Genomic DNA, 25,045 nt, shown 5'->3' with positions numbered 1-25,045 from the left:
CGCCCTCCGGCCGATCACGAACATGAATCCGGAACGGATTGCAATGCCCTCATGCCGACAAAGAATGAAGGCAATCGTGATAACCGTCATATAATTGAAAGATTGTTTGCGGATCCGGGGGGATCGATGCGGTGCTTCACAGCGGCAAACCGGGGGCGTCATCGACGATGAGGTCCCTGGCTCTGGCGATCGATGGATTGCCACATGAATTCACCCGTCTGCGCCCGGGAAGCCCGTACTGGCTGGCCTGCGCGGATGCGGAACAAGCCGATCTGATCGCCGCCGGCCTCCTGGCCGGTGCCGATGGCGTGCCCGTCGCCGTGGTCGCCGCGCTGGGACGCGCGCCCGCGCACATGCTGGAACCGCTGCGCCCCGACCAGGGGCCGGCCCGCGTGCGCCTGTACCAGGCCGCCGCGTCGCAGGTCGAAGCGGCGATGCGCGCCTTGCCCATCGACCTGCCCCGCTGCACCGGCGCGCGCGACGCGCTGTGCGTTGTGCAGTTGCCCGCCGCCGCGATGGACGCGCTGAATGACGGGCAATTGCTGCGCTGGTGCCGGCAGTTGCAGGCATGGGCCAGCACCGGCAACCACTGCGTGCTGCTGCTGTGCCACGACGAAACCGCCACGCTCGCGCCCCGCCTGCTGTCGCTGAGCCGATTGTGCGGCGGCGTCGCCCAGTTGCACCCGCACCGCGGCGCGCTGCAACTGCTGGTGCATTACTGGAGCAATGCCGAAGGCGTGGTGGCACAGCACGAGTTCGCGGCCGAATGGCGCGGCGAGCGCCTGCACGTGGTCGCCGATGCGAGCGCCGACGTGCATGCGCTGCTGGAAGAAGGCGGCGACCGTTTCCTCTACCTGGCGCAGGACGACGCGCTGGAAGGCGCGCCGCCGTTCTCGCCCGCGTGGCGACTGTTCGATGGCTGGCCCGCGCTGGTCGCCTCCGCGCAGCGCGCGCAGGCCGCCACGGTGGTGCTGGCGATCCGCGAGAACCACGACGTCGATGCGCTGGCCCGCATCGTCCACCGCCTGCGCGGCGAACGCGGCAACGGCCTGAAGCTGGTGGTGCGGGAAATGTCGCCCTGCCTGCGCTATGCCGACGAGCGCCTGCTGCTGAATGCCGGCGCCAGCCTGGTCGCGCCCGCCGGCGTGCCGCTGGCGCGCTTCCTGACCCTGCTGGAAACGATCCAGGGCCAGCCCTGGCAGGGACGGTTGCCGGACGACGTGGAACGATTGATCCGCCAGCACCGACCGCCGGACATCGGCGGCATCGTGCCGGCAGCGCGCTTCCGGCAGGCTGCCGGCGAGCTGCTGGAACAGGCGGGCGGCGCGGTGGAAAGCGCCGCGCTGGTGCTGCAACCGGTGGCCGGCGTCAGCGCCGTGCAGGCCTTGCAGCAGTTGCAGATGCGCCGGCGCGGCGATTTCGCCTGCGTCCACGGCGGGCAGGTCTGGCTGTTCCTGTTCGCCTGCCGCGGCGACGGCGTGGAGTACGCGCTCGGCAACCTGTTCCGCCTGCCATGGAAGGAACTGTTCGAGGGCTACCAGCGCCTGGCCGCCTACGACGTGGTGGCGATGAACACCATCGCCGATAGCAACGCGCCCATCGCTGTCGCACCGCTGCCGCCGCCATTCGCGGAGGGCGCAGCCACGGTTCTTGCTCCGCAACCGCTGCGCCTGGGAGAAGCGGCATGAACGACCAGCAGGTCTGGGGCCTGTTGGCCGCGTGCGCGCTGTTGATGATCCCGTTCGGCGCGATGCTGGGGACGACGTGGCGCACGGCGCGCGCGTGGTTGCAGCGCGTCCTGCCACCGCGCCACCTCAAGCGGGTCGGGGAACGCCGCCGCGCCTCGGGCAAGCGGGAGCAGGCATGACCGTTCGCACTCCGCATTCCACGCCGTGGGCGTGGCCCGACCTGCGCGGCTGGAACCTGTATTTCCTGTCCAAGCTGGTGCTGGCATGGATGGGGGCGCTGAACCTGCACGTGCTGCCGAACCTGCTGCTGCTCGCCGCCCTGCTGGTGCCGCTGCCGTGGCGGCGCGCGCGCATCGCCCGCACCGTGGTCGCCATCCCGGTGGCGGTGGCGCTGTACTACCACGACACCTGGTGGCCGCCGTTCCAGCGCCTGCTGGCGCAGCCGGGCGTGCTGGAGTTCTCCGCCTCGTACTGGTGGGAACTGCTGGGGCGCTTCGTCAACGTGCAGATGGTGATGCTGCTGGCGCTGCTGGCGTTCGGCTACTGGTTGGCGAAGCCGTGGGTGCGCGTGACCACCCTCAGCGTGCTGGGCATGCTCGGCATGGCGGTGCTGGCGCTGCCGCTGCCCGCGGGCTGGGGACGCGGCGAAGCCATCGCCGCCGAGGTGGGCGCCACGGCCGGCGCGACGCCGCGCGGTGGCCCCGTCACCAACGACACCCTCGACGCCTGGCTGGCCAACTTCTACCAGCAGCAGTCCGGCCTGAAGACCGCCTTCCCCACCGCGCAGGGCGGCGCGCCGTTCGACGTGATCGTGCTGAACATCTGCTCGCTGGCGTGGAGCGACCTGGACGAGGTGGGGCTGCGCCACAACGTCCTGTTCGACCGCATGGACGTGGTGTTCGACGACTTCAACTCGGCCACCGCCTACAGCGGCCCGGCGGCGATCCGCCTGCTCCGCGCGAGCTGCGGGCAGACCCCGCACGCGGCGCTGTTCGATCCCGCGCCCGCCGGCTGCCAGCTGTTCGAGAACCTGCGCGCGCTGGGCTTCCAGAACGAACTGGCGATGAACCACGACGGCCACTTCGACGACTTCATCGGCGACCTGACCCGCTACGGCGGCCTGCAGGCCGCGCCGCTGGGCATCGACGCCTATCCGCGCGCGCTGATCGCCTTCGACAAGTCGCCGCTGCGCCGCGACAGCGACGTGCTGGGCGGCTGGCTGGCGCGTCGGCAGTCCGAAGCCGCCGACCGGGTGGCGCTGTTCTACAACACGATCTCGCTGCACGACGGCAACCGCATCGTCGGCGCGGACGGCCGCGCCACCGCCAGCGACTACAAGGCGCGCGCGCAGATGGTGCTGGGCGACCTGGCCGGCTTCATCGACGCGCTGGAGAAGAACGGCCGCCGCGCGATGGTGGTGGTGGTGCCGGAGCACGGCGCGGCGCTGCACGGCGACCGCATGCAGATCCCCGGCATGCGCGAGATCCCCAGCCCGTCGATCACCCACGTGCCGGTGGGCGTGAAGCTGGTCGGCATGGGCCTGCCCGCGTCGGCCGGCCCGCAGCGGATCACCGCGCCCAGCAGCTACCTGGCGATTTCCGAACTGGTCGCGCGCGTCCAGGCGCTCAACGCCCGCGCGCAGTCCGACGCCCGCGACTGGGACGAGCTACTGCAAGGCCTGCCGCGCACGCCCTCCGTGTCGGAGAACGAAGGCGCGAAGGTGATCGAGTACGACGGCCGCCCGTGGCTGCAACTGAAGGGCAGCGCGACGTGGACGCCGTATCCGGAGGACAAGCGCTGATGGCCGAGCCCCTGACCGCGCCGCTCACCTCCGAGCGCGACGACATCGACGTCCTTCGCGCGCACCTGCGCATGCCCGACCTGCCCTACGTGGATTTCTCCCTGCGGCAGGAACACGCGCAGGCGCTGGCGCGCTGGCCGCTGTTCGCCGAACTGGCGCGGGAGCCGCGGCGATGAGCCTCACCCTGTCGTTGCAGGGCGTGCGCGGCGGCGTCGGCGTCACCACCCTGGTGGCCGCGCTGGGGCAGGCGCTGCGCGCGCTGGGCGAGCGCGTGCTGCTGGTCGAGGGCAGCCCCGACCACCTACTGGGCCTGCACCTGGGCCTGTCCGTCGCGGAAACGCGCGGCTGGGCGCGGGCGCAACTGGACGGCACGGACTGGCGCGATGCCGCCTTCCAGTGCGCGCCGGGACTGGCGCTGCTGCCCTACGGCGCGGTGGGCGAAGCCGACGTGGCCGCCATCGAGCAGGCATTGCAGCGGACGCCGCGGTTCTGGGCCGAACGCCTGCCGCTGCTGCAGGCGCAGTTCGACTGGATCGTGTTCGACCTGCCGCAGCGCCTGTCCGCGCACGCGGCGACGGTCAACCGGCAGGCGTGCGCGCTGCCGCTGCTGGTGGCGACGGTCGATCCCGGTTGCCACGTCCTGCTGCACCGCCACGTCGACGAAACCCGCCGGCTGCTGCCCAACCGCTACGACCCGGCGCTGCCGCTGCAGCGCGACCTGATGCAACTCTGGAGCGAGGCATACGGCGCGCGGCTGCTGCCGCAGCCGGTGCACGAGGACGCCAGCGTGCCCGCCGCGCTGGCGCGCAAGCTGCCGCTGGGGCTGGACGCCGCCGGCTCGCTGGCCGCCGCCGACGCCGCCGGCCTGGCGCTCTGGTGCCTGGCCGAACGCGGCCGCCTGCGCGGGACGCCGGCCGCATGACGCTGCGCTGGCTCCACTGGCCGCAGCTGCGCGACAAGACCGGCGCCTCGCTGCCGGCGGCCTGGCTGCTGTGGCTGTCGCAGGCCGCGTGCTGGGCGCTGCTGCGGCTGGAAGGGCCGGCGTGGCAGGCGCTCGCGCCGCGCCTGCCGGACGCGCTGCCGCAGTTGCAGCCGCATCGCCGCTGGCGCATGGGCGATCCGCTGCGGCTGCTGATCCAGGCCGGCTGGCTGCTGCTGGTGCGGACCACCCCGCAGACCTCCGACCGCCGCCGCCGGCTGGCGCAGGCACGCCGTCGCCACATCGCGCAGTTGCGCGGCGCGGCCAGGCGCGGGCGCTCGCGCTACCTCGACGCGATGCGCGCCCTGCCGGACAGGATCTGGAACAGCGCCGCCTGGCAGCGTTCACGGCGCTTCCTCGCGGCGCTGTCGCCGCGCGCGCGCCGCTGGCTGAACGTCGCCGTCGGCATCGTCACGCTGGGCCTTGCCGCGCTGTGCATCACCCAGCCCTTCAGCTATTTCGCCCAGTTCGTGTTCGTGCTGCTGCTGTGGGCCATCGCGATACTGGTGCGGCGCATGCCGGGGCGCTACGCCACGCTGATCCTGGTGGTGCTGTCGATCACCGTGTCCTGCCGCTACCTGTGGTGGCGCTACACCGCCACGCTGAACTGGAACAGCAACTTCGACCTCGCCTGCGGCGTCATCCTGCTGGTGGCGGAAACCTATTCGTGGCTGGTGCTGATGCTGGGCTACGTGCAGGTGGCATGGCCGCTGCACCGCAAGCCCGCGCCGCTGCCGCCCGATCCGCGCGACTGGCCGACGATCGACGTGCTGATCCCCACCTACAACGAAGACCTGTCGCTGGTCAGCAACACCGTCCATGCCGCGCTGGGCCTGGACTGGCCGGCGGACAAGCTGCGCATCCACCTGCTGGACGACGGCAGGCGCGAGGAGTTCCGCGCATTCGCGCAGCGCGTCGGCATCCACTACATCGCCCGCAGCGACAACCGCCACGCCAAGGCCGGCAACCTCAACCACGCCCTGACCCTGATCGACGGCGAACTGGTGGCGATCTTCGACAGCGACCACCTGCCGGTGCGCTCGTTCCTGCAGGTCACCACCGGCTGGTTCCTGCGCGATCCCAGGCTGGCGCTGGTGCAGACGCCGCACCACTTCTTCTCGCCCGATCCGTTCGAGCGCAACCTGCGCGTGTTCCGCCGCGACCCCAACGAGGGCGAGTTGTTCTACGGGCTGGTGCAGGACGGCAACGACCTGTGGAACGCGGCGTTCTTCTGCGGCTCCTGCGCGGTGCTGCGGCGTGCGGCCATCGACGCCATCGGCGGCTTCGCCACGGAAACCGTCACCGAGGACGCGCACACCGCGCTGCGCCTGCACCGCAACGGCTGGAACTCGGCCTACCTGCGCATCCCGCAGGCGGCGGGCCTGGCCACCGACAGCCTCGGCGCGCACGTCAACCAGCGCATCCGCTGGGCGCGCGGGATGGTGCAGATCTTCCGCATCGACAACCCGCTGCTGGGCAAGGGCCTGACCCTGTTCCAGCGCTTCTGCTACGCCAACGCGATGCTGCACTTCCTCGCCGGCATCCCGCGCCTGGTGTTCCTGACCGCGCCGCTGGCCTTCCTGCTGCTGCACGTCTACATCATCTACGCGCCGGCCATCGCCATCCTGCTGTTCGTGCTGCCGCACATGGCGCATGCCAGCCTGACCAATTCGCGCATCCAGGGGCAGTGGCGCAGGCCGTTCTGGGGCGAGGTGTACGAAACCGTGCTGGCCTGGTACATCGCCCGGCCCACCACGGTGGCCCTGTTCAGCCCGTCGAAGGGCAAGTTCAACGTCACCGACAAGGGCGGCACGCAGGACGGCGACCGCTTCGACTGGAAGGTCGCCCAGCCCTACCTGCTGCTGGCGGTGCTCAACGTCGCCGGGCTGGCGTTCGCGGCGTGGCGCTTCCTGCACGGCCCGGCCGACGAGCGCGGCACGGTGATCGTCAGCTCGCTGTGGGTGCTCTACAACCTGCTGATCGTCGGCGGCGCGCTGGCGGTGGCGGCGGAGGTGCGGCAGGTGCGCAGGACGCACCGCGTGGTCAAGCGCCTGCCGGTGGCCCTGCAGTTGCCGGACGGCCGCAGGCTGGGCGGCACGATGCACGATTATTCCAACGACGGCGTCGGCGTCGACCTGGCGCAGGCGCCGCAGGTGGCCGATGGCACGCCGGTGACGCTGCTGGTGGGGCGCGGACGCCGCGAGTTCTCGTTCGCCGCCGTGGTACGGCGGAGCGTGGGCGCGCGGCTGGGCCTGCTGCTGGAGTTCGCCGGCGAACGGCAGCGCGTCGAGTTCATGCAATGCACCTTCGCCCGCGCCGACGCATGGCTGGACTGGCACGCCGGCTACCGGCCGATGAGCCTGCCGCGCAGCCTGTGGCGCGTGATGGCGCTGGGCTGGCAGGGCTATCGCCGGATGGGCGATTTCTCTCCCATCGACCTCGACCGCCCGATGCACTGGAGCCGCCGCGCGCTGCGCTGGCTGGCCAGCTTCGCGCCGCGACAACCGCTTCCCTTCCACCCGGCTGACCCAGCCGCTGCCCCGGGGCTTCGTCCATGAGTATCTCCACCTCCCTGCGCTGGCTCCTGCTGCCCGTGCTGGCGCTGTACGCGGCCAGCGGCAGCACCGCCCCCCCCCCCCCTGCGCCCTTGCGCGCGGCCGTTGACGCGCCGGCGGCGACGGAGAAGGCCGCGCCCGCAGCCTCGAACACGGCGGCGCCGACGACCGTCTGGACCGGCGCGGCCTGGCCGTGGCAGCGCGCCAGCACCCTGGCGCAGCTTGGCCGCCGTCAGGACACGCTGCTGTCGGGCGTGCGCAACACCACCAGCTTCGAATTCCAGATGCGGCGCGACCGGCTGGCGCGCGAGGCCGAGCTCGACCTGGGCTTCACCCCGTCGCCCTCGCTGCTGCCCACGCTGTCGCACCTGCGCTTGTACCTCAACGATGCGCTGATGGGCGTGCTGCCGATCGAACGCGACCAGCTCGGCAAGCCGGTGCAGGCCAAGCTGCCGCTGGACGCGCGGCTGATCGCCGACTTCAACCAGATCCGGGTGGAGTTCATCGGCCACTACACCGACATCTGCGAGGAGCCGACCCACAGCTCGCTGTGGGTGAACCTGTCCAGCAACACCACCCTGCGCCTCGGCGGGCAGCCGCTGGCGATGCGGGACGACCTCGCCAATTTCCCGCTGCCGTTCTTCGACCCGCGCGACACCGCACGGCTGGAGCTGCCGGTGGTGTTCGCCGGCTCGCCGTCGGTGGCGCAGCAGCGCGCCGCCGCGCTGATGGCCTCGTACTTCGGCAGCATGGCCGGCTGGTGGCGGCAGGCGCGCTTCCCGGTCAGCTACGACCGACTGCCAGCGCAGGGCCATGCGGTGGTGCTGGCGGTCAACGGCAGGTTCCCGGCGGTCATCGCCAGGCACGCACCGGTGCAAGGGCCGGTGATCGAGCTGATGTCGCTGCCGGAAGACCCGCAGCGCAAGCTGCTGCTGGTGCTCGGCCGCAACGACGCCGACCTGCAGGCGGCGGTGTCGGCGATGGCGGCGGGCAACGTGCTGTTCCGCGGCACCCATGTGCGGGTGGACGAGGTCAAGCCGCTGGCTCCGCGCAAGCCCTACGACGCGCCCAACTGGGTGCGCACCGATCGCGCCGTGCACCTGGCCGAACTGCTGGACTATCCGCAGCAGCTGCGCGCCAGCGGCATCTCGCCACAGCCCATCCTGGTCAACCTCAACCTGCCGCCCGACCTGTTCATCTGGCGCAACCAGGGCATCCCGCTCAACCTGCGCTACCGCTACACGCCGCCGTTCAGCAGCGACGAATCGCGCCTGAGCGTGGGGATCAACGACCAGTTCATCTCCAGCTTCCCGCTGATCCGCCGCTCCGGCAAGCAGGGGCTGGAGGAAATCCGGCTGCCGGTGCTGGCCGGCGACGCCGGCTCCGGCGACGGCAAGCTGCTGATCCCGGCGCTGAAGATCGGCGACCGCAACCAGCTGCGCTTCGACTTCAACTTCGCCAGCGTGATGGGCAGCGCCCAGCGCGACCACTGCCAGACCGTGCTGCCGCCCAATCTGCAGGCGGCGATCGAGGAGGATTCGTCGATCGACTTCTCCGGTTTCCACCACTACATGGGCCTGCCGGATTTGTCCGCGTTCGCGTTGAGCGGCTTCCCGTTCACCCGCATGGCCGACCTGTCCGAAACGGTGGCGCTGGTGCCGCTGCAGGCCAACGAGGCGCAGGTGGGCCTGCTGCTGAACCTGGTCGGCGGCCTCGGCGTGCAGAGCGGCTACCCCGCCTACGGCCTGCGCGTGAGCGACGACTGGAAGCAGGCCAGCCAGCTGGATGCCGATCTGCTGGTGCTGGGCGCGCTGCCGCAGGAACTGCGCGGCAGCGACCAGCTCTCGCTGCTGATCGACAACCAGCGCACCACGCTGCGCAACGGCGGCGTCGGCTCGCCGCAGAACGCGGTGCTGGATGCGCGCTTCGGCAAGACCGCCGGCGACGCGGCGGTGAACCGCGTCGGCGTCACCGCCGATGCGCCGTTCGCCGCCATCATCGGCCTGCAGTCGCCGCACCACGCCCAGCGCAGCATCGTCTCGCTGGCGGCCAGCGCGGACGCCGACTACGCGCTGCTCGACGAGGCCTTGAGCGACACCGGCAAGCGCGAGGCCATCGCCGGCTCGGTCGCCATCCTGCGCAACTCCGGCATCCACAGCCAGTTCGTCGGCGAGCATTACTACGTCGGCTCGCTGCCGTGGTGGCTGCTGCTCTGGTATCACCTCGCCGACCACCCCGTGCTGCTGGCCGTGCTGGCGACGGTGGCAGTGCTGCTGGCCGGCTTCCTGCTGTGGCGCACGCTGCGCTGGGTGTCGCGCAAGCGGCTGGAAGCGGCGGAGCGCTGATGCCGCGCGGACGTCCCCTCGCCGTCGTCGCAAGCGGCCTGCTGCTGGCGGGCCTCGCCGGCGCGGGCGACGGCTTGGCGCAGGATCTGCAGCCCACGCCGGCCGGCACGCTCGCCTCGCAGCGGCAGTGGCTGCTGCAACAGGTGCGCATCGGCGAGGCCAGCGGTCGCCAGCGGCTGATCGAAGACGCCTTGGCGCGCCTGCGCCTGCTCGCGCCGGACGATCGGGGCACGATGCTGGCGATCCTGGAAGTCCAGCTGTCGCAGCAGAATGTCGAAGCCGCCACCGACACCCTGCAACGACTGCGGCAGACCGGCGCGGGCAGCGGGGAGCTGGCCGCCGGCGAACGCCTGTGGGCGGCCTATCGCGGCGACCTGCAGGAAGCGCTGCAACAGGCGCGCCTGCTCGCCACCGGCGGACGCAGCGCCGAGGCGCTGGCGATCTACCGCAAGCTGTTCAACGACGATCCTCCCGGCTTCCAGCTGGGGCTGGAATACTGGCGCCTGCGCGGCGGCGAACCCGCCGGCCGCGCGCTGGCGATCCGCAAGCTCGAAGCACTGGATCGCGACTATCCCGGCAACATGGTGCTGCTGCAGGCGCTGGCGCAACTGCTGTTCGCCGTCGACCGCAACGACGCGGCACTGGCGATCCTGCAGCGCATGGGCGGCAACCCCGAGGCGCGCACCTACGCCGCCGACACCGAATGGGACTACCTGTCCTCGCAAACCGCCGACGCGCGCAACCTGCGCCGCCTGCAAGCCTTCATCGCCCGCTATCCGGCCTGGGTGCACCTGGACGATGCGAAGAAGCTGTACGAGGAGCAGCGCAAGCGGGTGGGCAATCCGGCGTGGCTGGCCGGCCTGCGCGGGACGCGGCTGCTCGACGCGGGCCGCAATGCCGAGGCGGAAGCGGCGTACCGGCAGGCGCTGCGCGGCTACCCGGACGAAGCCGACTTCCTCGGCGGACTGGGGCTTGCGCTGATGCGGCAGGGCCAGCGCGAGCAGGCGCTGGCGTATTTCCGCAAGGCGCAGCAGGCCCAGTCCGACACCAGCAACAGCGACAAATGGCGCGACCTGATCGCCAGCACCCGCTACTGGCTGCTGCTCGACCAAGCTGATGCCGCATTGACCGCGGGCGATGTGGATCGTGCCGAAGTCCTGTACCAGCAGGCGCGGCGGCAGCAGCCGCGCGAGGTGAATGCCGTGCTCGGCCTGATCGACGTGGCGCAGGCGCGCGGCGATGAGGCTGCCGTCGAGCGCCAGTTGCAGGCCGCCCGTCGCCTCGCACCGCGCGACGCCAACGTGATCCGCAAGCAGGTGCAGTTCCTCGGGCGCACGCGTCCCGAGCAACTGGAAACCTTCGTCGCCGGCCTGCCGGCGGCGCAGCGCCAGCTGTACGCCGAAGACCTTCGCAGGCTGCGCATCGCGCGCCTGCGCGAGCAACGCGAGCAGGCGCTGGCGGCGAACGACACCGCCGCCGCCATCGCGCTGGGCCGCACGCTGCGCGTCGAGCAGCCGGACGATCCGTGGCTGGCCTATTCGCAGGCCAACGCCCTGCGCCTCGTCGGCGCGGACGACGAGGCCGACGCGGTGATTGCGGACATGGCCGGCAGGGCCGGCGGCACGCCGGAAGCGCGCTATGCGCAGGCGCTGTACCTGTCCGGTTCGCAACGCATCGAACAGGCACTGGCCGCGCTGGAACAACTGCCACACGCGCAATGGGACGACGACATGCGCGCACTGTCCGCGCGCCTGCGCCGCCAACAGGCCACCGACCGCGCCTGGGAGCTGCGCGCCGCCGGGCGCGAGGACGAGGCCATCGCGCTGCTGCGGCGGCGGCCGCAGGACGCCGGCATCCGGCTCACGCTCGCCGAGTGGGCCAGCCTGCGCGGCGACCACGCGCAGGCGCTGGCCCTCTACGGACAGGTGCTGGAAGCGCAGCCCGACGACGTCGATGCGCAGCTGGGCGTCGTGCAGGCGCTGATCGACGGCGGCGACATCGACAGCGCGCGCGCGCGCATGCTCGCCGCGCCGCCATTGGCTGCGCCCGGCGACATCGGCCAGCAACGCCGGCTCGCCTCCATCTGGTCGGGGCTGCACGAAGACGACAGGGCGCTGGCGATCCTGCGCGACCTGCTGGCCCGCAAGACCACCCCCGAACCGCAGGCATGGCGCGACGCCGCGCGGCTGCTGCGCGCCCGCGACCCGGCGGGCGCGCTGGACATGTACGCCCGCGCGATGGAGGAAAACGGCCTGCTCGCGCCGACGCAGGCGCAGCCGCGCGACGATCGCGCGCTCACCCGCGCCAGCCGCGAAACCAGCGGCGACGACTGGCTGCGCCGCAGCCTGCGCGGCGACGTGGAAACGCTGTACCAGCAGCAGAACCCGACGCTGACCCTCATGCAGGACGGCGGGCGGCGCGGCGACGGCACGCCCGGCATCTCGCGGCTGTCGCGCGATACCCGCATCGTGCATCTCGACGCGCCGTTCGCCGGCGGGCTGGGCTGGGCGCGGCTGGAACAGGTGCGGCTGGATGCGCGCAGCTTCCAGACCGACGCCGCCGGATTCCACGCCGGGGAATTCGGCAGCTGCGCCCTGCCGCTGCTGCAAGCCGACGGCAGCGCTCTGCAGGCTCCCGGCTGCGACACCCGCCTGCGCCAGCACGTCGGCTCCGGCGCGGGATTCGCCGCCGGCTGGCGCAGCATCGATGGCCGCTGGAATTTCGACCTCGGCCGAACGCCCGCCGGCTACGCGGTCGGCAACTGGCTGGGCGGCATCGGCGTCGAAGGCAACCTCGGCCGCCTCGGCTGGAGCGCCGCGCTCTCGCGCCGCCCGCTGACCAACTCGCTGCTGTCGCAGGCCGGCGCGGTCGATCCGCGCAGCGGCATCGCCTGGGGCGGCGTGGTCGCCACCGGCCCGACCCTCGGCCTCGGCTATGACGAAGGCGGGCGCAACGGCGCGTGGTCGAACTGGAGCTGGCATCGCCTGACCGGCCGCAACGTGGCCGGCAACACCCGCGCCCGCGCGATGGCCGGCTGGTACCACAAGCTGGTCCAGCGCCCGAACCTGCGGCTGGACGCGGGCCTCACCGCGATGTACTGGCACTACGCGCGCGACCTCGGCGGCTACGCGCTGGGACAGGGCGGCTACTACAGCCCGCAGCGCTACGCCTCGCTGAGCGTGCCGGTGGGCTTCGCATGGCGAAGCGACGACTGGTCGGTGCGGGTTGACGCCTCGCTGGGCGTCTCGCACGCACGCACCGGGACGAGCGACCGCTTCCCCGACCAGGCGCTGATCGAAAAGGTGATCGCGCAGTTGGAACCGCTGTACGGCCCGCTCGCGCTGGACCAGGCCAGCGCGCAAACGGCGGGGAGCAGCAGCACGGGCAACGGCCATCGCCTGTACGCGACGGTCGAACGCAGGCTGGGCGATCACTTCGTCCTCGGCGCGGCCGGCACCCTGCAGCGCAGCCAGGACTATTCGCCCGACGCCTTCCAGCTCTACCTGCGCTACACGTTCAAGCCGTGGCAGGGCAACCTGCCGCTGCCGGTGTCGCCGCTGGTGCCGTATGGCGAATACCGCTGACCCGCATCGCCGCGCGCTGCTGCGGACACTGCTCGCCGCGCCGCTGCTGCCCGTCCTGTCCTCCGCCCGCGCCACGGGCGATTGGCCGGCATGGCGGGTACTGGTGGAAAGCAGCCTAAGCGCGGACGGCCGCATGATCGACCGCAGCCAGGACGACCAGCGCAGCACCTCCGAAGGCCAGTCGTACGCGCTGTTCTTCGCGTTGGTGGACAACGACCAGGCGCTGTTCGACCGCATCCTCGCGTGGACGCAGGACAACCTGGCCGATGGCGACATGCACCGGCACCTGCCGGCCTGGCTGTGGGGACGCGACGACAAGGGCGGCTGGCGCGTCCTCGACGACAACCCCGCGTCGGACTCCGACCTGTGGCTGGCCTACGCACTGCTGGAAGCCGGCCGGCTGTGGCATCGACCCGCCCTGCGGCACATCGCCGAAGGCATGCTGGCGCAGGTGCGCGAACGCGAAATCGTCGTCCTGCCCGGCCTCGGCCCGATGCTGCTGCCGGGGCCGCAGGGCTTCATCGAAGGCGACGCCACCCGGCTCAACCCCAGCTACCTGCCGCTGCAACTGCTGCGCCGCTTCGCCGCCATCGACCGCGGCGGGCCGTGGACGGTGCTGGCCGACAACATGCTGGAACTGCTGCGGCAGACCACGCCGCGCGGCTTCGCCCCCGACTGGACGGCATGGCGCGACGGCGCGTTCGTCGTCGATCCGGCGAAGGGCGCGACGGGCGGCTACGACGCGATCCGCTGCTACCTGTGGGCGGGCATGCTGTCGCCGCGCGACCGCCACTTCCGCGAGCAGCTGCGGCTGCTGTCCGGCCCGCTGCGGCGTCTGCGCGCGGGCAGGCCGATGTGGGAGGAGGTGGACACCCGCAGCGGAGAAGGACAAGGCGAAGCCGGCTACGGCTTCCGCGCCGCGGTTTTGCCCTATCTGCTGGCGCAGGACGAACGCGCACTGGCGCAGACACTGCAATCCAGCCTGCCCACGCCCGCGCAGCAGCGCGCCGACGCGCCGGCCTATTACGCTCAAATGCTCGCACTGTTCGGACTGGGTTGGGCAGAGGGGCGCTACCGGTTTGCCGCGGACGGCCAGCTGCGTCCGCGCTGGGGCGAGGTCATCGGTCGGGGCTGAAGCCCCTCCTACAGAGAGCGATGCGCTGTTGCGCCGTTCGACCGAATGGCTGCCGATTGCTGAAGACGACCAGTTGCATCTGTGCGGGGAATGCCATCATGTCGGGGCTGAAGCCCCGACCATTCCCCCACGATCCGGACCCGACATGCACCCCGATTTCTGGCACCAGCGCTGGCAGGAAAACCGCATCGGCTTCCACCAGGACGCGCCCACGCCGCTGCTGCTCAAGCACTGGCCCGCGCTGGACGTGCCGGCGGGCGCAACCGTCTTCGTTCCGCTGGCCGGAAAATCGCTGGACATGCTTTGGCTGGCGGAACGCGGCCATCGCGTGCTGGGCGTGGAGCTGTCGCAGCTCGCCATCGAACGGTTCTTCGCCGAACACGACCTGCATCCCGAAATCGACACCACCCGCCACGGCATCCACTACCGCGCCGACAACATCGAGCTGATCTGCGGCGATGCCTTCGCGCTGGACGAGGCGATCCTCGCCGACTGCGCCGCCGTGTTCGACCGCGCCGCGCTGATCGCGCTGCCGCCCGACCTGCGACGACGCTACGTCCGCGAGCTGCACGCGCGCCTGCCCGCCGGCTGCCGCGGGTTGCTCGTCACCCTGGAATATCCGCAGGACGAGCGCGCGGGCCCGCCGTTCTCGGTACGGGAAGAGGAAGTCCGCGCCCTGTACGGCGACGACTGGCGGATCGAGCTGCGCGAACGCCGCCCGATCCCGCGCGACCACCCCGGTTACGTCGCCGGCGTTTCGCGGCTGGACACCGCCGTCTACGGCCTGTTGCGCGCCTGAATCCCGTCACCTCGGGTTGACCGAGATCAATTCGCATCCGCCCGCCCCTGCCCTAAGCTGCGTCCATGCACTCCCAGCAAATCGCCTTCGATGCCGGCCTGCTGCGCCGCTACGATCGGCCCGGTCCCCGGTACACCTCGTACCCGACCGCGCCGCAATTCTCCGCGGACTTCGGCGAGGCGCAGCTGCGCGAGGTCGTCCAGGCCAGCAACGAGGAGCCGATCCCGCGCCGGCTGTCGCTGTACGTGCACGTGCCGTTCTGCTTCAGCCCCTGCTTCTATTGCGGCTGCAACCGCATCATCACCCGCGACCTGGCCCGCGGCGAGGCCTACCTGGCCCGCCTGCACCGCGAGATCGCGCTGGTCGCGCCGATGTTCGACCGCGACCGCGAGGTGATCCAGCTGCATTTCGGCGGCGGCACCCCCAACTTCCTGACCCCGCAGCAGCTGGGCGACGTGGTCGACGCGCTGCGCCGGCAGTTCCATTTCGCCGAGGCCGGCGACCGCGACATCTCCATCGAGATCGACCCGCGCTTCTGCGAGCCCGGCTGGCTGCCGGAACTGGCGAAGATCGGCTTCAACCGGGCCAGCCTGGGCGTGCAGGACTTCGATCCGAAGGTGCAGGAAGCGGTCAACCGCATCCAGAGCGTGGAGGAAACCCGCGCAGTGGTGGAAGCCAGCCGCAAGGCCGGCCTGCGTTCGGTCAACATCGATCTCATCTACGGCCTGCCCGGGCAGAACCTGGAAGGCTTCGGCCAGACCCTGGACATCGTCACCGAGATCCGCCCGGACCGGCTGGCGGTGTACAGCTATGCGCACATGCCGCACCTGTTCAAGCCGCAGAAGCAGATCGACGAGAAACTGCTGCTGAGCGGCGAAGAAAAGCTGGCGCTGCTGCAGCTGGCGGTGGAGAAGCTCAGCGCCGCGGGCTACGTCTATGTCGGCATGGACCATTTCGCCCTGCCCGACGACGACCTGGCCCGTGCCCAGGCGCGCGGCGGCCTGCACCGCAACTTCATGGGGTACACCACCCACGCCGACAGCGACCTGGTGGGCCTGGGCGTCTCCGCGATCAGCCATATCGGCAACAGCTTCAGCCAGAACCCGCGCGACCTGCCCTCGTGGGAGGCGGCGATCGATGCCGGCCGCCTGCCGGTGTTCCGCGGCATGCGGCTGAGCGAGGACGACGAACTGCGCGCCGACCTGATCCAGTCGCTGATGTGCCAGGGCGAGATCCCGATGGCGGCGCTGGAGCGCCGTTACGGCATCCGCTTCGACGAGTACTTCGGCGAGGAAATGCAGCGCCTCCTGCCGCTGGCCGAGGACGGACTGGTGCGGATCCTGCCCGGGCGCATCGAAGCCACCTCGCAAGGACGCCTGCTATTGCGTAACATTGCGATGTGCTTCGACCGATACCTGGCCCCGCCCGAACCCGACGCCCGGCCGCGCTTCTCCCGCGCGATCTGACCCGTTTCCGCGATTCCGGCGCCGGCAGCGCCCCGGCGCGCTGCCCGAGCGGGTGCCCGCGATGAGCAATCTGCCGTTCCCGCGGCTGGGCCCGCAGGTCCTGTCCGACGATGGCGACGAGCTGCAGTTCTGCACCACCTGCGCGTTCTCGCACGCTTGCCTGTCGCAGGGCATGGACAAGAACGCGCTGAAGGAACTGCACGTGCTGGTCGAGCACATCGGCCCGTTCCACGCCGGCGACTACCTGTTCCGCGAAGGCGATCCGTTCGAAGCGATCGCCGCGGTGCGCGCCGGCAGCGTCAAGACCTGCGTCACCGACCGCGAGGGGCACGAACACGTGCTGGGCTTCCATTTCCCCGGCGAAGTGATCGGCCTCAACGCGATCGACGGCCACCGCTATCCGTGCGACGCGATCGCGCTGGACACGGTGATGCTCTGCCGCTTCTCGTTCCCGAAGATCTCGGTGCTGGCCACCCGCGTGCCCGGCGTGCAGCGCGAGCTGTTCCGCCTGCTCAGCCGCGACATCGGCCGCGCCGCCCTGCTGGCCGGCGACTGGAGCGCCGATCAGCGCGTGGCGGCGTTCCTGATGGGGATGTCGAGGCGGCTGTCCGCGCGCGGCTTCTCGGCCACGCGCTTCCAGCTGACCATGGCGCGCACCGACATCGCCAACTACCTGCGGCTGGCGCCGGAGACGGTCAGCCGCGTGCTGCGGCGGATGCAGGACGATGGCATGCTGGCGGTGGAGCGGCGCGAGGTCGAACTGCTCGACACGGCGCGTCTGGAGACGCTGGCCGCGCCGATCCTGCGCGATTGAACGGGCGACCGGACACGCTACGCTCCCCCTGATCGGCGCGATCCTCGCAGGCAGTTGACGCAAGTCATGGTGCGGCGCGGCGGATCGGCCGAGGATGCCGACGATCGTTCAATCGCTTGTTTTCAACTCCGGGAGAGACGCAATGTCCATCACCAAACGGCTATGGCTGGGCTTGGGGGCCCTCCTGGCCGCAAGCTTCGCCGTCATGCTCTGGCTTGGCGTGGATCTGATCCAGACCAAGCCCCCGATTCCCGATCGCGTCGTCGCGGCCAACGGCCAGGTGCTCTACACCAAGGACGACATCCAGAAGGGCCAGCAGGTCTGGCAGAGCATCGGCGGCCAGCAGCTCGGCTCCGTCTGGGGCCACGGCGCCCTGATCGCGCCCGACTGGTCGGCCGACTGGCTGCACCGCGAGATCGTGGCCATGCTGGAACTGCAGGCGCGCGCCGATACCGGCCAGTCCTACGACAGCATGGACGAGACGGACAAGGCCAGGACCCAGGCCGCCATCAAGCCGCTGATGCGCAAGAACACGTATGACGCGGCCAAGAACGAAATCGTGGTCAGCAACCAGCGCGCGCAGGCGATCAGCGTGGTGGCGGCGCACTACGAGAGCCTGTTCTCCAACGACCCGGCCACCCGCGACCTGCGTGAAGCCTACGCCATGCGCGAGGACACGCTGCCGAACGCGGACAGCCGCCGGGCGATGACCGGGTTCTTCTTCTGGGCCGCCTGGGCCGCCGGCACCGACCGCCCGGGCTACGAGAACCGCACCTACACCAACAACTGGCCGTACGAGCCGCTGATCGGCAACAGGCCGACCTCGGACAACTTCATCTGGTCGGTGTTCTCGATCCTGTTCATGATCGGCGGCATCGGCCTGCTGGCCTGGCACTACGCCGCCTACCACGGCAAGGAAGCGCTGCCCACGCCGCCGGCGAAAGACCCGCTGCAGGGCATCGTCATCACGCCCTCGATGAAGGCCACCGCCAAGTACTTCTGGGTGGTGGTGGCGCTGTTCCTGTGCCAGATCCTGCTGGGCGCCACCACCGCGCACTACCAGGTGGAAGGCCAGGAAGCCTACGGTTTCGCGATCTCCGAGATCCTGCCCTATTCGCTGACCCGCACCTGGCATACCCAGCTGGCGGTGCTGTGGATCGCCACCGCATGGCTGGCCACCGGCCTGTACATCGCCCCCGCGGTGTCGGGGCATGAGCCGAAATACCAGCGCCTTGGCGTGAACTTCCTGTTCGTCTGCCTGTTGATCATCGTGGTCGGCTCCTTCGTGGGCCAGTGGTTCGCGGTGATGCAGAAGATGGACATCAAGTACAACTTCTGGTTCGGCCACCAGGGCTGGGAATACGTCGACATCGGCCGCTTCTGGCAGGCGTTCCTGTTCATCGGCCTGCTGCTGTGGTTGCTGCTGATGGGCCGCTCGCTGTGGCCGGCGCTCAAGCGCAAGGACGAGATGTCCTCGATCGTGGGCCTGCTGTTCCTGTCCACCGTGGCCATCGCCCTGTTCTACGGCGCCGGCCTGATGTGGGGCGAGAAGACCCACATGTCGGTGGTCGACTACTGGCGCTGGTGGGTGGTGCACCTGTGGGTGGAAGGCTTCTTCGAAGTGTTCGCGGTGGCGGTGCTGAGCTTCCTGTTCGTGAAGCTGGGCCTGATCCGCGGCAAGTCGGCCACCATCAACGTGCTGTTCGCCACCATCGTCTACATGGCCGGCGGCGTGCTGGGCATGTTCCACCACCTGTACTTCTCGGGCACCACCACCGCGGCGGTTGCACTGGGCGCCAGCTTCTCGGCGCTGGAAGTGGTCCCGCTGGCGCTGATCGGGCTGGAAGCCTACGAGACCTGGAGCCACAGCCGCGCCACGCCGTGGATGGAACGCTACCGCTGGCCGGTGATGTTCTTCCTGGCGGTGAGCTTCTGGAACCTGGTGGGTGCCGGCCTGTTCGGCTTCCTCATCAACACCCCGATCGCGCTGTACTACATGCAGGGCCTGAACCTGACCCCGCTGCATGGCCACACCGCGCTGTTCGGCGTGTACGGCATGCTGGGCATCGGCCTGATGCTGTTCTGCCTGCGCGGACTGCGTCCGCAGGTGCAGTGGCCGGCCGGCCTGCTGCGCGGCGCCTTCTGGTGCTTCAACATCGGCCTGGCGCTGATGGCGCTGCTGACCCTGCTGCCGATGGGCGTGCTGCAGCTCAACGCGGCGCTGGAGAACGGCTACTGGTTCGCCCGCTCTGCGGAGTTCATGAACCGCCCGATCATCGACATGCTGGTATGGATGCGCATGCCCGGCGACATGGTGTTCGCCACCGGCGCGATCCTGCTGGCGCTGTTCGTGGCCATGAAGTGGCTGAAACCCAAGCTCGACGCGAACTGATCGTTCGCCACGGGCAACAGGACCACGGGGACGGCCAAGGCCGTCCCCGTTTTCATTCCGGGTGGCGAAAAGGGCTTTGCTCCACCTCGCGGATCGCTTAGCCTGCCGGGAGAGGGGAGTGGCGGCGCGAGCCGCCCCACGGCAGCCGGCATGCGGGGGCATCCAGTGGCATCGATCAGGCAGGACAGACGCATCGCCAGAAGCTTGCTTGCCATCGCCATCGGCGTCGTGGTGCTGCCGCCCGCACTTTCGGTCTACTGGGCCTATCGCTCCAGCCTCGAGCATGCCCAGGAGATGGCCGCACTGGTCACGACGCAGGTCCTGCACCGGGTCGACGACATCGGCGCGCAAATGCGGCGCGGCCTGTCCGACATCCTGCAGCCCCCACGCCCGGCTCCTTGCTCGGCCGCAAGCATCGAGCGGATGCGCCACACCCTGCTGCAGCTCGATTTGCTGGTGGACATCGGCTACATTCATGACAACGTGCTTGTCTGTTCAGCGTTCGGCAGGCACGAGACACCGGTCGGGAAGCCCAGCTACACCAGCCAGGCCGGTTTTTCCATGCGGAATCCGCTGCGCCTGCCCGGCTCCGACGCCACGCTGGTCGGCACCACCGATCCTGCCAGCGGGGTCACCCTGGTCGCCCATGCCAGCAATGCCCTCAACATCATCCCGACCGACCAGCCTTGGGATATCACCGTGGTGGGGCATGGCCAGCGCGACGTGGTGTTGGCGCGCCGCGGGGAATTCCGCCAGCACTGGCTGGAGCTGAGCCGTCGCGCACGCGCCGGCAGCACGACCGATGCCAACTACCTGATCAGCTGGGAGCGCCCGACCCAAGGCGCGTACACGGTCTTCGTTGCCCAACCGCGCAGCCTATGGGCACGCACATGGATTTCCACTGCCCTGAAGCTTGGCACGCTGGGGCTGGCGATCGGCATCATGCTCCTGATGGCGGTACTCCGGATCGCCCGTACCCACGTCCCGATCCGCTCGCTCCTGCGTCGCGCCATCCACGACCGCCAGCTGCACCTGGAGTATCAGCCGGTCGTCGAGCTTGCCAGCGGTCGCTGGGTCGGTGCGGAAGCGCTGCTGCGCTGGCATCGCCCCAACGGGGAAATCATCAGCCCGGCCGTTTTCATTCCGATCGCCGAAAAGTCCGGGATGATGCCGTTGATCCGCGAGCGCGTGATCGACCTGTTCGAAAAGGACGCGCCGGCGCTGTTCGCGCACGCACCGGACTTCCATGTCGCGCTCAATTTCTGCGCCGAGGATTTCCACGCCCCATCGTCACTACCGGATCGGCTGCAGGCGGCACTGCGCGTGATCGGCGCAAACCCGCGGAACCTGCACGTCGAACTGACCGAAACCGTCTTCACCGACGCCGATACCGCGCGCCCGGCCATCGACGCACTGCAGGCGGCGGGGATCGGAGTTGCCATCGATGACTTCGGCACCGGTTATTCAAGCCTGTCCCATCTCAGCCGGGTGAAATTCGACTACCTGAAAATCGACCGGTCCTTCATCGACACCATCGGCACCGATGCGGTCACCAGCCAGATCACCAATGCCATCATCGACATGGCGAAATCGCTGGACATCCGGATGATCGCCGAAGGCGTGGAAACCCGCGAGCAGGCCGCCTATCTGGCCGACCACGGCGTGGAGTACGCGCAGGGCTGGCTGTATTCGAGGTCGCTGCCGATGAAGACGTTCCTGCGCAAACTGCAGGAGCAGGACGGCCCACGACCGCGCGTCTGGCGCAGGACGGCTTGATTCTGACCTGAATCAAGGCGACCGTCACGCCCCGGCGCGACACTTCCGGCATGAACAAGACACCTCATGCCGACGTCCCGGGCCTGTCGCCCGCGCTGCTGGCACAAGCCCCGCACCGGCTGTTGTTCTTTGTCGGCGCGGTCAACGTGCTGCTGGCGATGAGCTGGTGGCTGCTGTGGCTGGTGGATGCGCGCTGGGGCGTGATCGGCCTGCCTGCCGGCACCCCGTTTGGCGGCTGGATGCATGCCTTCGTGATGCAGTACCAGCTGCTGCCGCCGTTCATGTTCGGCTTCCTGCTGACCACCTTTCCGCGCTGGACCGGTACGCCGGACCTGTCACGCTGGCATTACGTGCCGGTGGGGCTGGGGCTGCTGGGCGGACAGGTCTCGGTGGTGGGCGGGATGCTGCTGGGGCAGGAGGCGATGGTCCACATCGGCGTGGTGATGTCGCTGGTCGGCTGGGGCTACGGGCTGGTGCAGCTGCTGCGGGTGCTGCTGGCCGAACGCCGCGCCGGCAAGGGCCCCACCTGGCATGCGTGGTCGTGCTTCGCGGCGCTTACCCTGGGATTGATCGGGCTGCTGCTGATGGCGGGCTTCCTGCACGGCGCGGCGCCGTGGAGCGTGATCGTGTCGATCAAGCTGGGCACCTTCGGCCTGCTGCTGCCGGTGTATGCGTCGGTGGCGCACCGGATGTTCCCGTTCTTCGCCGGCAATATCGTTCCCGGCTATCGCGCTTGGCGGCCGCTGTGGGTGCTGGGTGCGCTGTGGGCGCTGCTGCTGGCCCACCTGGGCCTGGAGCTGGCGCATGCCAACACCTGGCTGTGGCCGGTCGATGCGCTGCTGGCCGTCGGCAGCGCGCTGGTGCTGCTGCGGTGGTGGCCGCGCGGCAAGGCGCCGGGCATCCTGTGGGTGCTGTTCCTCGGCTTCGCCTGGCTGCCGGTCGCGTTCGCGCTGTACGCCGCGCAGAGCGCGATCCTGGCCGCCGGCGGCGAGTTCGTGCTCGGCCGCGGCCCGGCGCACGCGCTGTTCATCGGCTTCTTCGGCAGCCTGCTGGTGGCGATGGTGACGCGGGTGACGCAGGGCCACTCCGGCAGGCCGATGGCGATGCCGGCGGTGGGCTGGTTCGCCTTCGCCCTGCTGCAGCTGGTGGCGTTGACCCGGATCGCCGCCGAGATCGCGCCCGACGGCTATTTCTGGCAGGTCGTGGCCGCCGCCGGCTGGCTGCTGGCGTTCCTGCCGTGGGTGCTGCGCTCGCTGTCGATCTACCTGCATCCGCGCGCCGACGGGCGCCCCGGCTGAGGACCTGCGCATGTCGCCGATGATGGAGTTCTACCCGCAGGTCAAATGGACCCACGTGCATGCGGTGATGTGCAGCGGCGCGATCTTCGCGCTGCGCGGCGGCGCTTCCTTGCTGGGCGCGCGCTGGCCGCGCCACTGGCTGCCGAAGTACGCCAGCTACACCGTGGATACGGTCCTGCTGACCTCGGCCGCGATGCTGTTCTCGATGCTGCCGGGGGCGATGTTCGCCAACGGCTGGCTGTCGCTGAAGCTGGTGCTGCTGGTGGCCTACGTGGTGCTGGGCGTGCTGGCGATGCGCGAGCAGCGCAGCCGCGCGCAGCGCGCGGTGTTCTACGTGGCCGCACTGGCAACTTTCCTGTTCATCTACGGCATCGCCCGCATGCACCACCCCGCAGGCTGGCTGCTGCCGCTGCTGGGCTGACCCTCCCCGGAGCCTCCATGCAATCCGCGACGCCCTCCTCCGCCGCGCAGCCGCGCGTGCCCGACGCCTGCTTCCTCGGCCCCTACGGCGAAAACGACACGCTGCTTGAGAAGCTCGTGGTCGAGTTCCTGCGCGACCACGTGTACTGGCGGCGCAATTTCCATCCGGAGGACCCGCCGGCGATCTCCACGGCTGCCTCGCAACACCCGGACTACCAGGCGTTCGAGGCGCGCATGCGCCGCGAGCTGCACCAGCTGTCGGCGGCGCTGAAGAAGTCGGTGCCGTTCCACAGCCCGCGCTACATCGGCCACATGGCCTCCGACCTGCTGCTGCCGGGGCTGGCCGCGCAGATCCTGACCCTACCCTACAACCCCAACAACGTGTCCGAGGACGCCGCGCCGGTGACGGTGGAGCTGGAGGTGAAGGTGGGCCTGCAGCTGGCCGGGATGCTGGGCTATGTCGACGACCCGGCGCGCCCGGACTGCGCATTCGGCCACCTGACCTCGGGCGGCACCCTCGCCAACTACCAGGCGCTGCGCTTGGCGCTGGCGCAGAAGGCTTTCCCGGTGGCGCTGCTGGCCGCCGGCGTGCCCGATCTCGAACTGCCCGAAGACGTCTGGAGCGCGTTCAACCTGCACCCGCATCAGGCCACCGCGCTGGTGGATCGCTGGGGCCAGTGGCTGGCGCAGGCCAGCGCCGGCGAACGTCGGCGCTGGCAGGCGCGCGTGCAGGGCGAGCGCATCGAGCAGCGCGGGCTGGCCGGTTTCTTCGCCGCGCATCCCACCCTGAAGCTGCCGAAGGTACTGGCGCCGATCACCGCCCATTACTCGTGGAGCAAGGGCTGCAAGCTGCTGGGGCTGGGCCGCGCGCAGCTCGACTTGCTGCCGGAACGGGAGATGCGCATCGACGTCGAGGCGCTGGAAGCCACCCTCGAACGCTGCCTGCGCGAGCGCCAGCCGGTGCTGATGGCGGTAGCGGTGATGGGCACCACCGAGTACGGCACGATCGACCCGATCGACGCGGTGGTCGATGCGCGCCAGCGCTTCGCCGCGCGCGGGCTGGGCTTTGCGGTGCACGTGGATGCCGCCTGGGGCGGCTACCTCGCCACCCTGTTCCGCAACCAGGACGGCAGCCTGCGCCCGCGCGACGACATCGCCGCCGGCTTCACCGCCTTCCCTTCGCCCGAGGTGTATTCGGCCATCGCCGCGCTGGGCGACACCGATTCGGTGACGGTGGATCCGCACAAGCTCGGCTACCTGCCCTACGGCGCCGGCGCCTTCATCTGCCGCGACCACCGCACGGTGGCGCTGCTGTCGGAGGAAGCTGACTACGTCTTCCACGGCGAAGCACCGAAGGACTACATGGGCCGCTACCGCAGCCTCGGCCAGTTCATCCCCGAAGGCTCCAAGTCCGGTGCGGCGGTGGCCGGCGTGTACGTCACCCACAAGGTGCTGCCGCTGGACCATGCCCACTTCGGCCGCCTGCCGGCGCAGACCATCCGCTCCGCCGAGGCTTTCCACGCACGCGCACTGCGCTTCGCCGACGACCTGCGCGACGTGGTCCATGCCGTGGTGCCGTTCGCGCCCGACAGCAACCTCGTCTGCTTCGCCCTGAACCCCGTCGGCAACCGCCGCGTGGCCGCGGCCAATGCCTTCGTCCGCCGCCTGCACGACGAGTTGCGCAGCGACCCCAGCAAGCCGCTGCAGGACAAGCAGTTCTTCGGCTCGGTGACCACGCTGCGGCCGGAGGCGCTGGGCGAATCGGAAACCCGCCGCATCCTCGACGCGCTGGGCCTGGATCAGGCCACGCTGGGCGAAGACGGCGGCGACCGCCTGATGATCCTGCGCCACACGCTGATGAACCCGTACCTGATCGACCACGAGAACGGCATCAGCTACATCGACCGCTACTTCGACTACCTCGGCGGGCGGGTGCGCGTACTGCTGGCGACGGGAAATTGAGGATCGGCGACTGACAGGGGATCATGGGCAC

17 protein-coding genes are annotated in these 25,045 nt (G+C 70.1%); all 17 read left to right on the top strand.

Translation table 11 applies throughout. From position 1 onward, the window contains the following. Positions 1-167 precede the first annotated feature (167 nt). Positions 168-1,688 (top strand): cellulose biosynthesis protein BcsE, encoded by a 1,521-nt coding sequence (bcsE, locus tag SPK54_RS06080; RefSeq protein WP_330947033.1) that lies wholly within the window; start codon positions 168-170, stop codon positions 1,686-1,688. Beyond that, positions 1,685-1,867 (top strand): cellulose biosynthesis protein BcsF, encoded by a 183-nt coding sequence (gene bcsF / locus SPK54_RS06075; RefSeq protein WP_330947032.1) that lies wholly within the window; start codon positions 1,685-1,687, stop codon positions 1,865-1,867. The genes bcsE and bcsF overlap by 4 nt, the downstream gene beginning before the upstream one ends. Continuing rightward, positions 1,864-3,489 (top strand): cellulose biosynthesis protein BcsG, encoded by a 1,626-nt coding sequence (gene bcsG, locus SPK54_RS06070; RefSeq protein ID WP_330947031.1) that lies wholly within the window; start codon positions 1,864-1,866, stop codon positions 3,487-3,489. The genes bcsF and bcsG overlap by 4 nt, the downstream gene beginning before the upstream one ends. Next, positions 3,489-3,665: a cellulose biosynthesis protein BcsR gene (gene bcsR / locus SPK54_RS06065; protein WP_330947030.1), complete on the top strand. Its 177-nt coding sequence runs from the start codon at positions 3,489-3,491 to the stop codon at positions 3,663-3,665. The genes bcsG and bcsR overlap by 1 nt, the downstream gene beginning before the upstream one ends. Then, positions 3,662-4,411: a cellulose biosynthesis protein BcsQ gene (gene bcsQ, locus SPK54_RS06060; RefSeq protein WP_330947029.1), complete on the top strand. Its 750-nt coding sequence runs from the start codon at positions 3,662-3,664 to the stop codon at positions 4,409-4,411. The genes bcsR and bcsQ overlap by 4 nt, the downstream gene beginning before the upstream one ends. Continuing rightward, a complete protein-coding gene (gene bcsA, locus SPK54_RS06055; RefSeq protein WP_330947028.1) occupies positions 4,408-7,026 on the top strand; it encodes a UDP-forming cellulose synthase catalytic subunit in 2,619 nt (872 codons plus the stop codon). The genes bcsQ and bcsA overlap by 4 nt, the downstream gene beginning before the upstream one ends. Continuing rightward, positions 7,023-9,368, top strand: a complete 2,346-nt coding sequence (bcsB, locus tag SPK54_RS06050; protein ID WP_330947026.1) for a cellulose biosynthesis cyclic di-GMP-binding regulatory protein BcsB — start codon at positions 7,023-7,025, stop codon at positions 9,366-9,368. Before bcsA ends, bcsB begins: the two co-directional genes overlap by 4 nt. After that, positions 9,368-12,952, top strand: coding sequence for a cellulose synthase complex outer membrane protein BcsC (gene bcsC, locus SPK54_RS06045; RefSeq protein ID WP_330947025.1), 3,585 nt, complete (start codon positions 9,368-9,370; stop codon positions 12,950-12,952). Before bcsB ends, bcsC begins: the two co-directional genes overlap by 1 nt. Continuing rightward, on the top strand, positions 12,936-14,087 hold the full coding sequence (gene bcsZ, locus SPK54_RS06040) for a cellulose synthase complex periplasmic endoglucanase BcsZ (protein WP_330947024.1): 1,152 nt from the start codon (positions 12,936-12,938) through the stop codon (positions 14,085-14,087). The genes bcsC and bcsZ overlap by 17 nt, the downstream gene beginning before the upstream one ends. A gap of 145 nt (positions 14,088-14,232) precedes the next feature. After that, positions 14,233-14,886, top strand: coding sequence for a thiopurine S-methyltransferase (locus tag SPK54_RS06035; protein ID WP_330947023.1), 654 nt, complete (start codon positions 14,233-14,235; stop codon positions 14,884-14,886). 65 nt (positions 14,887-14,951) lie between these two features. Beyond that, positions 14,952-16,352 carry an oxygen-independent coproporphyrinogen III oxidase gene (hemN, locus tag SPK54_RS06030; protein ID WP_330947022.1) on the top strand — a complete coding sequence of 467 codons (1,401 nt, stop codon included), beginning with the start codon at positions 14,952-14,954 and terminating at the stop codon, positions 16,350-16,352. Positions 16,353-16,413: 61 nt separating this feature from the next. Continuing rightward, complete coding sequence (locus SPK54_RS06025) at positions 16,414-17,166, top strand: helix-turn-helix domain-containing protein (protein WP_330947021.1); 753 nt, start codon at positions 16,414-16,416, stop codon at positions 17,164-17,166. A gap of 142 nt (positions 17,167-17,308) precedes the next feature. Beyond that, the gene (locus tag SPK54_RS06020; protein ID WP_330947020.1) at positions 17,309-19,558 is read left to right on the top strand and encodes a nitric-oxide reductase large subunit; all 2,250 of its coding nucleotides are present in this window, start codon (positions 17,309-17,311) and stop codon (positions 19,556-19,558) included. A 204-nt stretch (positions 19,559-19,762) separates the two neighbouring features. Next, entirely contained in the window at positions 19,763-21,334 is a 1,572-nt protein-coding gene (locus SPK54_RS06015) for an EAL domain-containing protein (RefSeq protein ID WP_330947019.1), read from the top strand. Positions 21,335-21,384: 50 nt separating this feature from the next. Next, positions 21,385-22,632, top strand: coding sequence for an NnrS family protein (locus SPK54_RS06010; protein ID WP_330947018.1), 1,248 nt, complete (start codon positions 21,385-21,387; stop codon positions 22,630-22,632). A 10-nt stretch (positions 22,633-22,642) separates the two neighbouring features. Next, positions 22,643-23,053, top strand: coding sequence for a SirB2 family protein (locus SPK54_RS06005; RefSeq protein WP_330947017.1), 411 nt, complete (start codon positions 22,643-22,645; stop codon positions 23,051-23,053). Positions 23,054-23,070: 17 nt separating this feature from the next. Continuing rightward, positions 23,071-25,014 (top strand): pyridoxal-dependent decarboxylase, encoded by a 1,944-nt coding sequence (locus SPK54_RS06000; RefSeq protein ID WP_330947016.1) that lies wholly within the window; start codon positions 23,071-23,073, stop codon positions 25,012-25,014. The last annotated feature ends 31 nt before the right edge of the window (positions 25,015-25,045 follow it).

The organism is Thermomonas sp. LB-4 (assembly GCF_036409385.1).
Taxonomy (GTDB): domain Bacteria; phylum Pseudomonadota; class Gammaproteobacteria; order Xanthomonadales; family Xanthomonadaceae; genus Thermomonas.
The sequence above is the reverse complement of the archived record's forward strand: the minus strand, read 5'-3'. Positions and strand labels throughout refer to the sequence as shown.

Bases quoted from the DNA above. Each gene is read 5' to 3' on its own strand.
- bcsC (WP_330947025.1), top strand. From the start codon at position 9,368: ATGCCGCGCGGACGTCCCCTCGCCGTCGTCGCAAGCGGCCTGCTGCTG.
- hemN (WP_330947022.1), top strand. From the start codon at position 14,952: ATGCACTCCCAGCAAATCGCCTTCGATGCCGGCCTGCTGCGCCGCTAC.
- SPK54_RS06025 (WP_330947021.1), top strand. From the start codon at position 16,414: ATGAGCAATCTGCCGTTCCCGCGGCTGGGCCCGCAGGTCCTGTCCGAC.
- SPK54_RS06005 (WP_330947017.1), top strand. From the start codon at position 22,643: ATGTCGCCGATGATGGAGTTCTACCCGCAGGTCAAATGGACCCACGTG.
- bcsB (WP_330947026.1), top strand. From the start codon at position 7,023: ATGAGTATCTCCACCTCCCTGCGCTGGCTCCTGCTGCCCGTGCTGGCG.
- bcsG (WP_330947031.1), top strand. From the start codon at position 1,864: ATGACCGTTCGCACTCCGCATTCCACGCCGTGGGCGTGGCCCGACCTG.
- SPK54_RS06020 (WP_330947020.1), top strand. From the start codon at position 17,309: ATGTCCATCACCAAACGGCTATGGCTGGGCTTGGGGGCCCTCCTGGCC.
- SPK54_RS06010 (WP_330947018.1), top strand. From the start codon at position 21,385: ATGAACAAGACACCTCATGCCGACGTCCCGGGCCTGTCGCCCGCGCTG.
- bcsA (WP_330947028.1), top strand. From the start codon at position 4,408: ATGACGCTGCGCTGGCTCCACTGGCCGCAGCTGCGCGACAAGACCGGC.
- bcsZ (WP_330947024.1), top strand. From the start codon at position 12,936: ATGGCGAATACCGCTGACCCGCATCGCCGCGCGCTGCTGCGGACACTG.
- SPK54_RS06035 (WP_330947023.1), top strand. From the start codon at position 14,233: ATGCACCCCGATTTCTGGCACCAGCGCTGGCAGGAAAACCGCATCGGC.
- SPK54_RS06000 (WP_330947016.1), top strand. From the start codon at position 23,071: ATGCAATCCGCGACGCCCTCCTCCGCCGCGCAGCCGCGCGTGCCCGAC.
- bcsR (WP_330947030.1), top strand. From the start codon at position 3,489: ATGGCCGAGCCCCTGACCGCGCCGCTCACCTCCGAGCGCGACGACATC.
- bcsF (WP_330947032.1), top strand. From the start codon at position 1,685: ATGAACGACCAGCAGGTCTGGGGCCTGTTGGCCGCGTGCGCGCTGTTG.
- bcsE (WP_330947033.1), top strand. From the start codon at position 168: ATGAGGTCCCTGGCTCTGGCGATCGATGGATTGCCACATGAATTCACC.
- bcsQ (WP_330947029.1), top strand. From the start codon at position 3,662: ATGAGCCTCACCCTGTCGTTGCAGGGCGTGCGCGGCGGCGTCGGCGTC.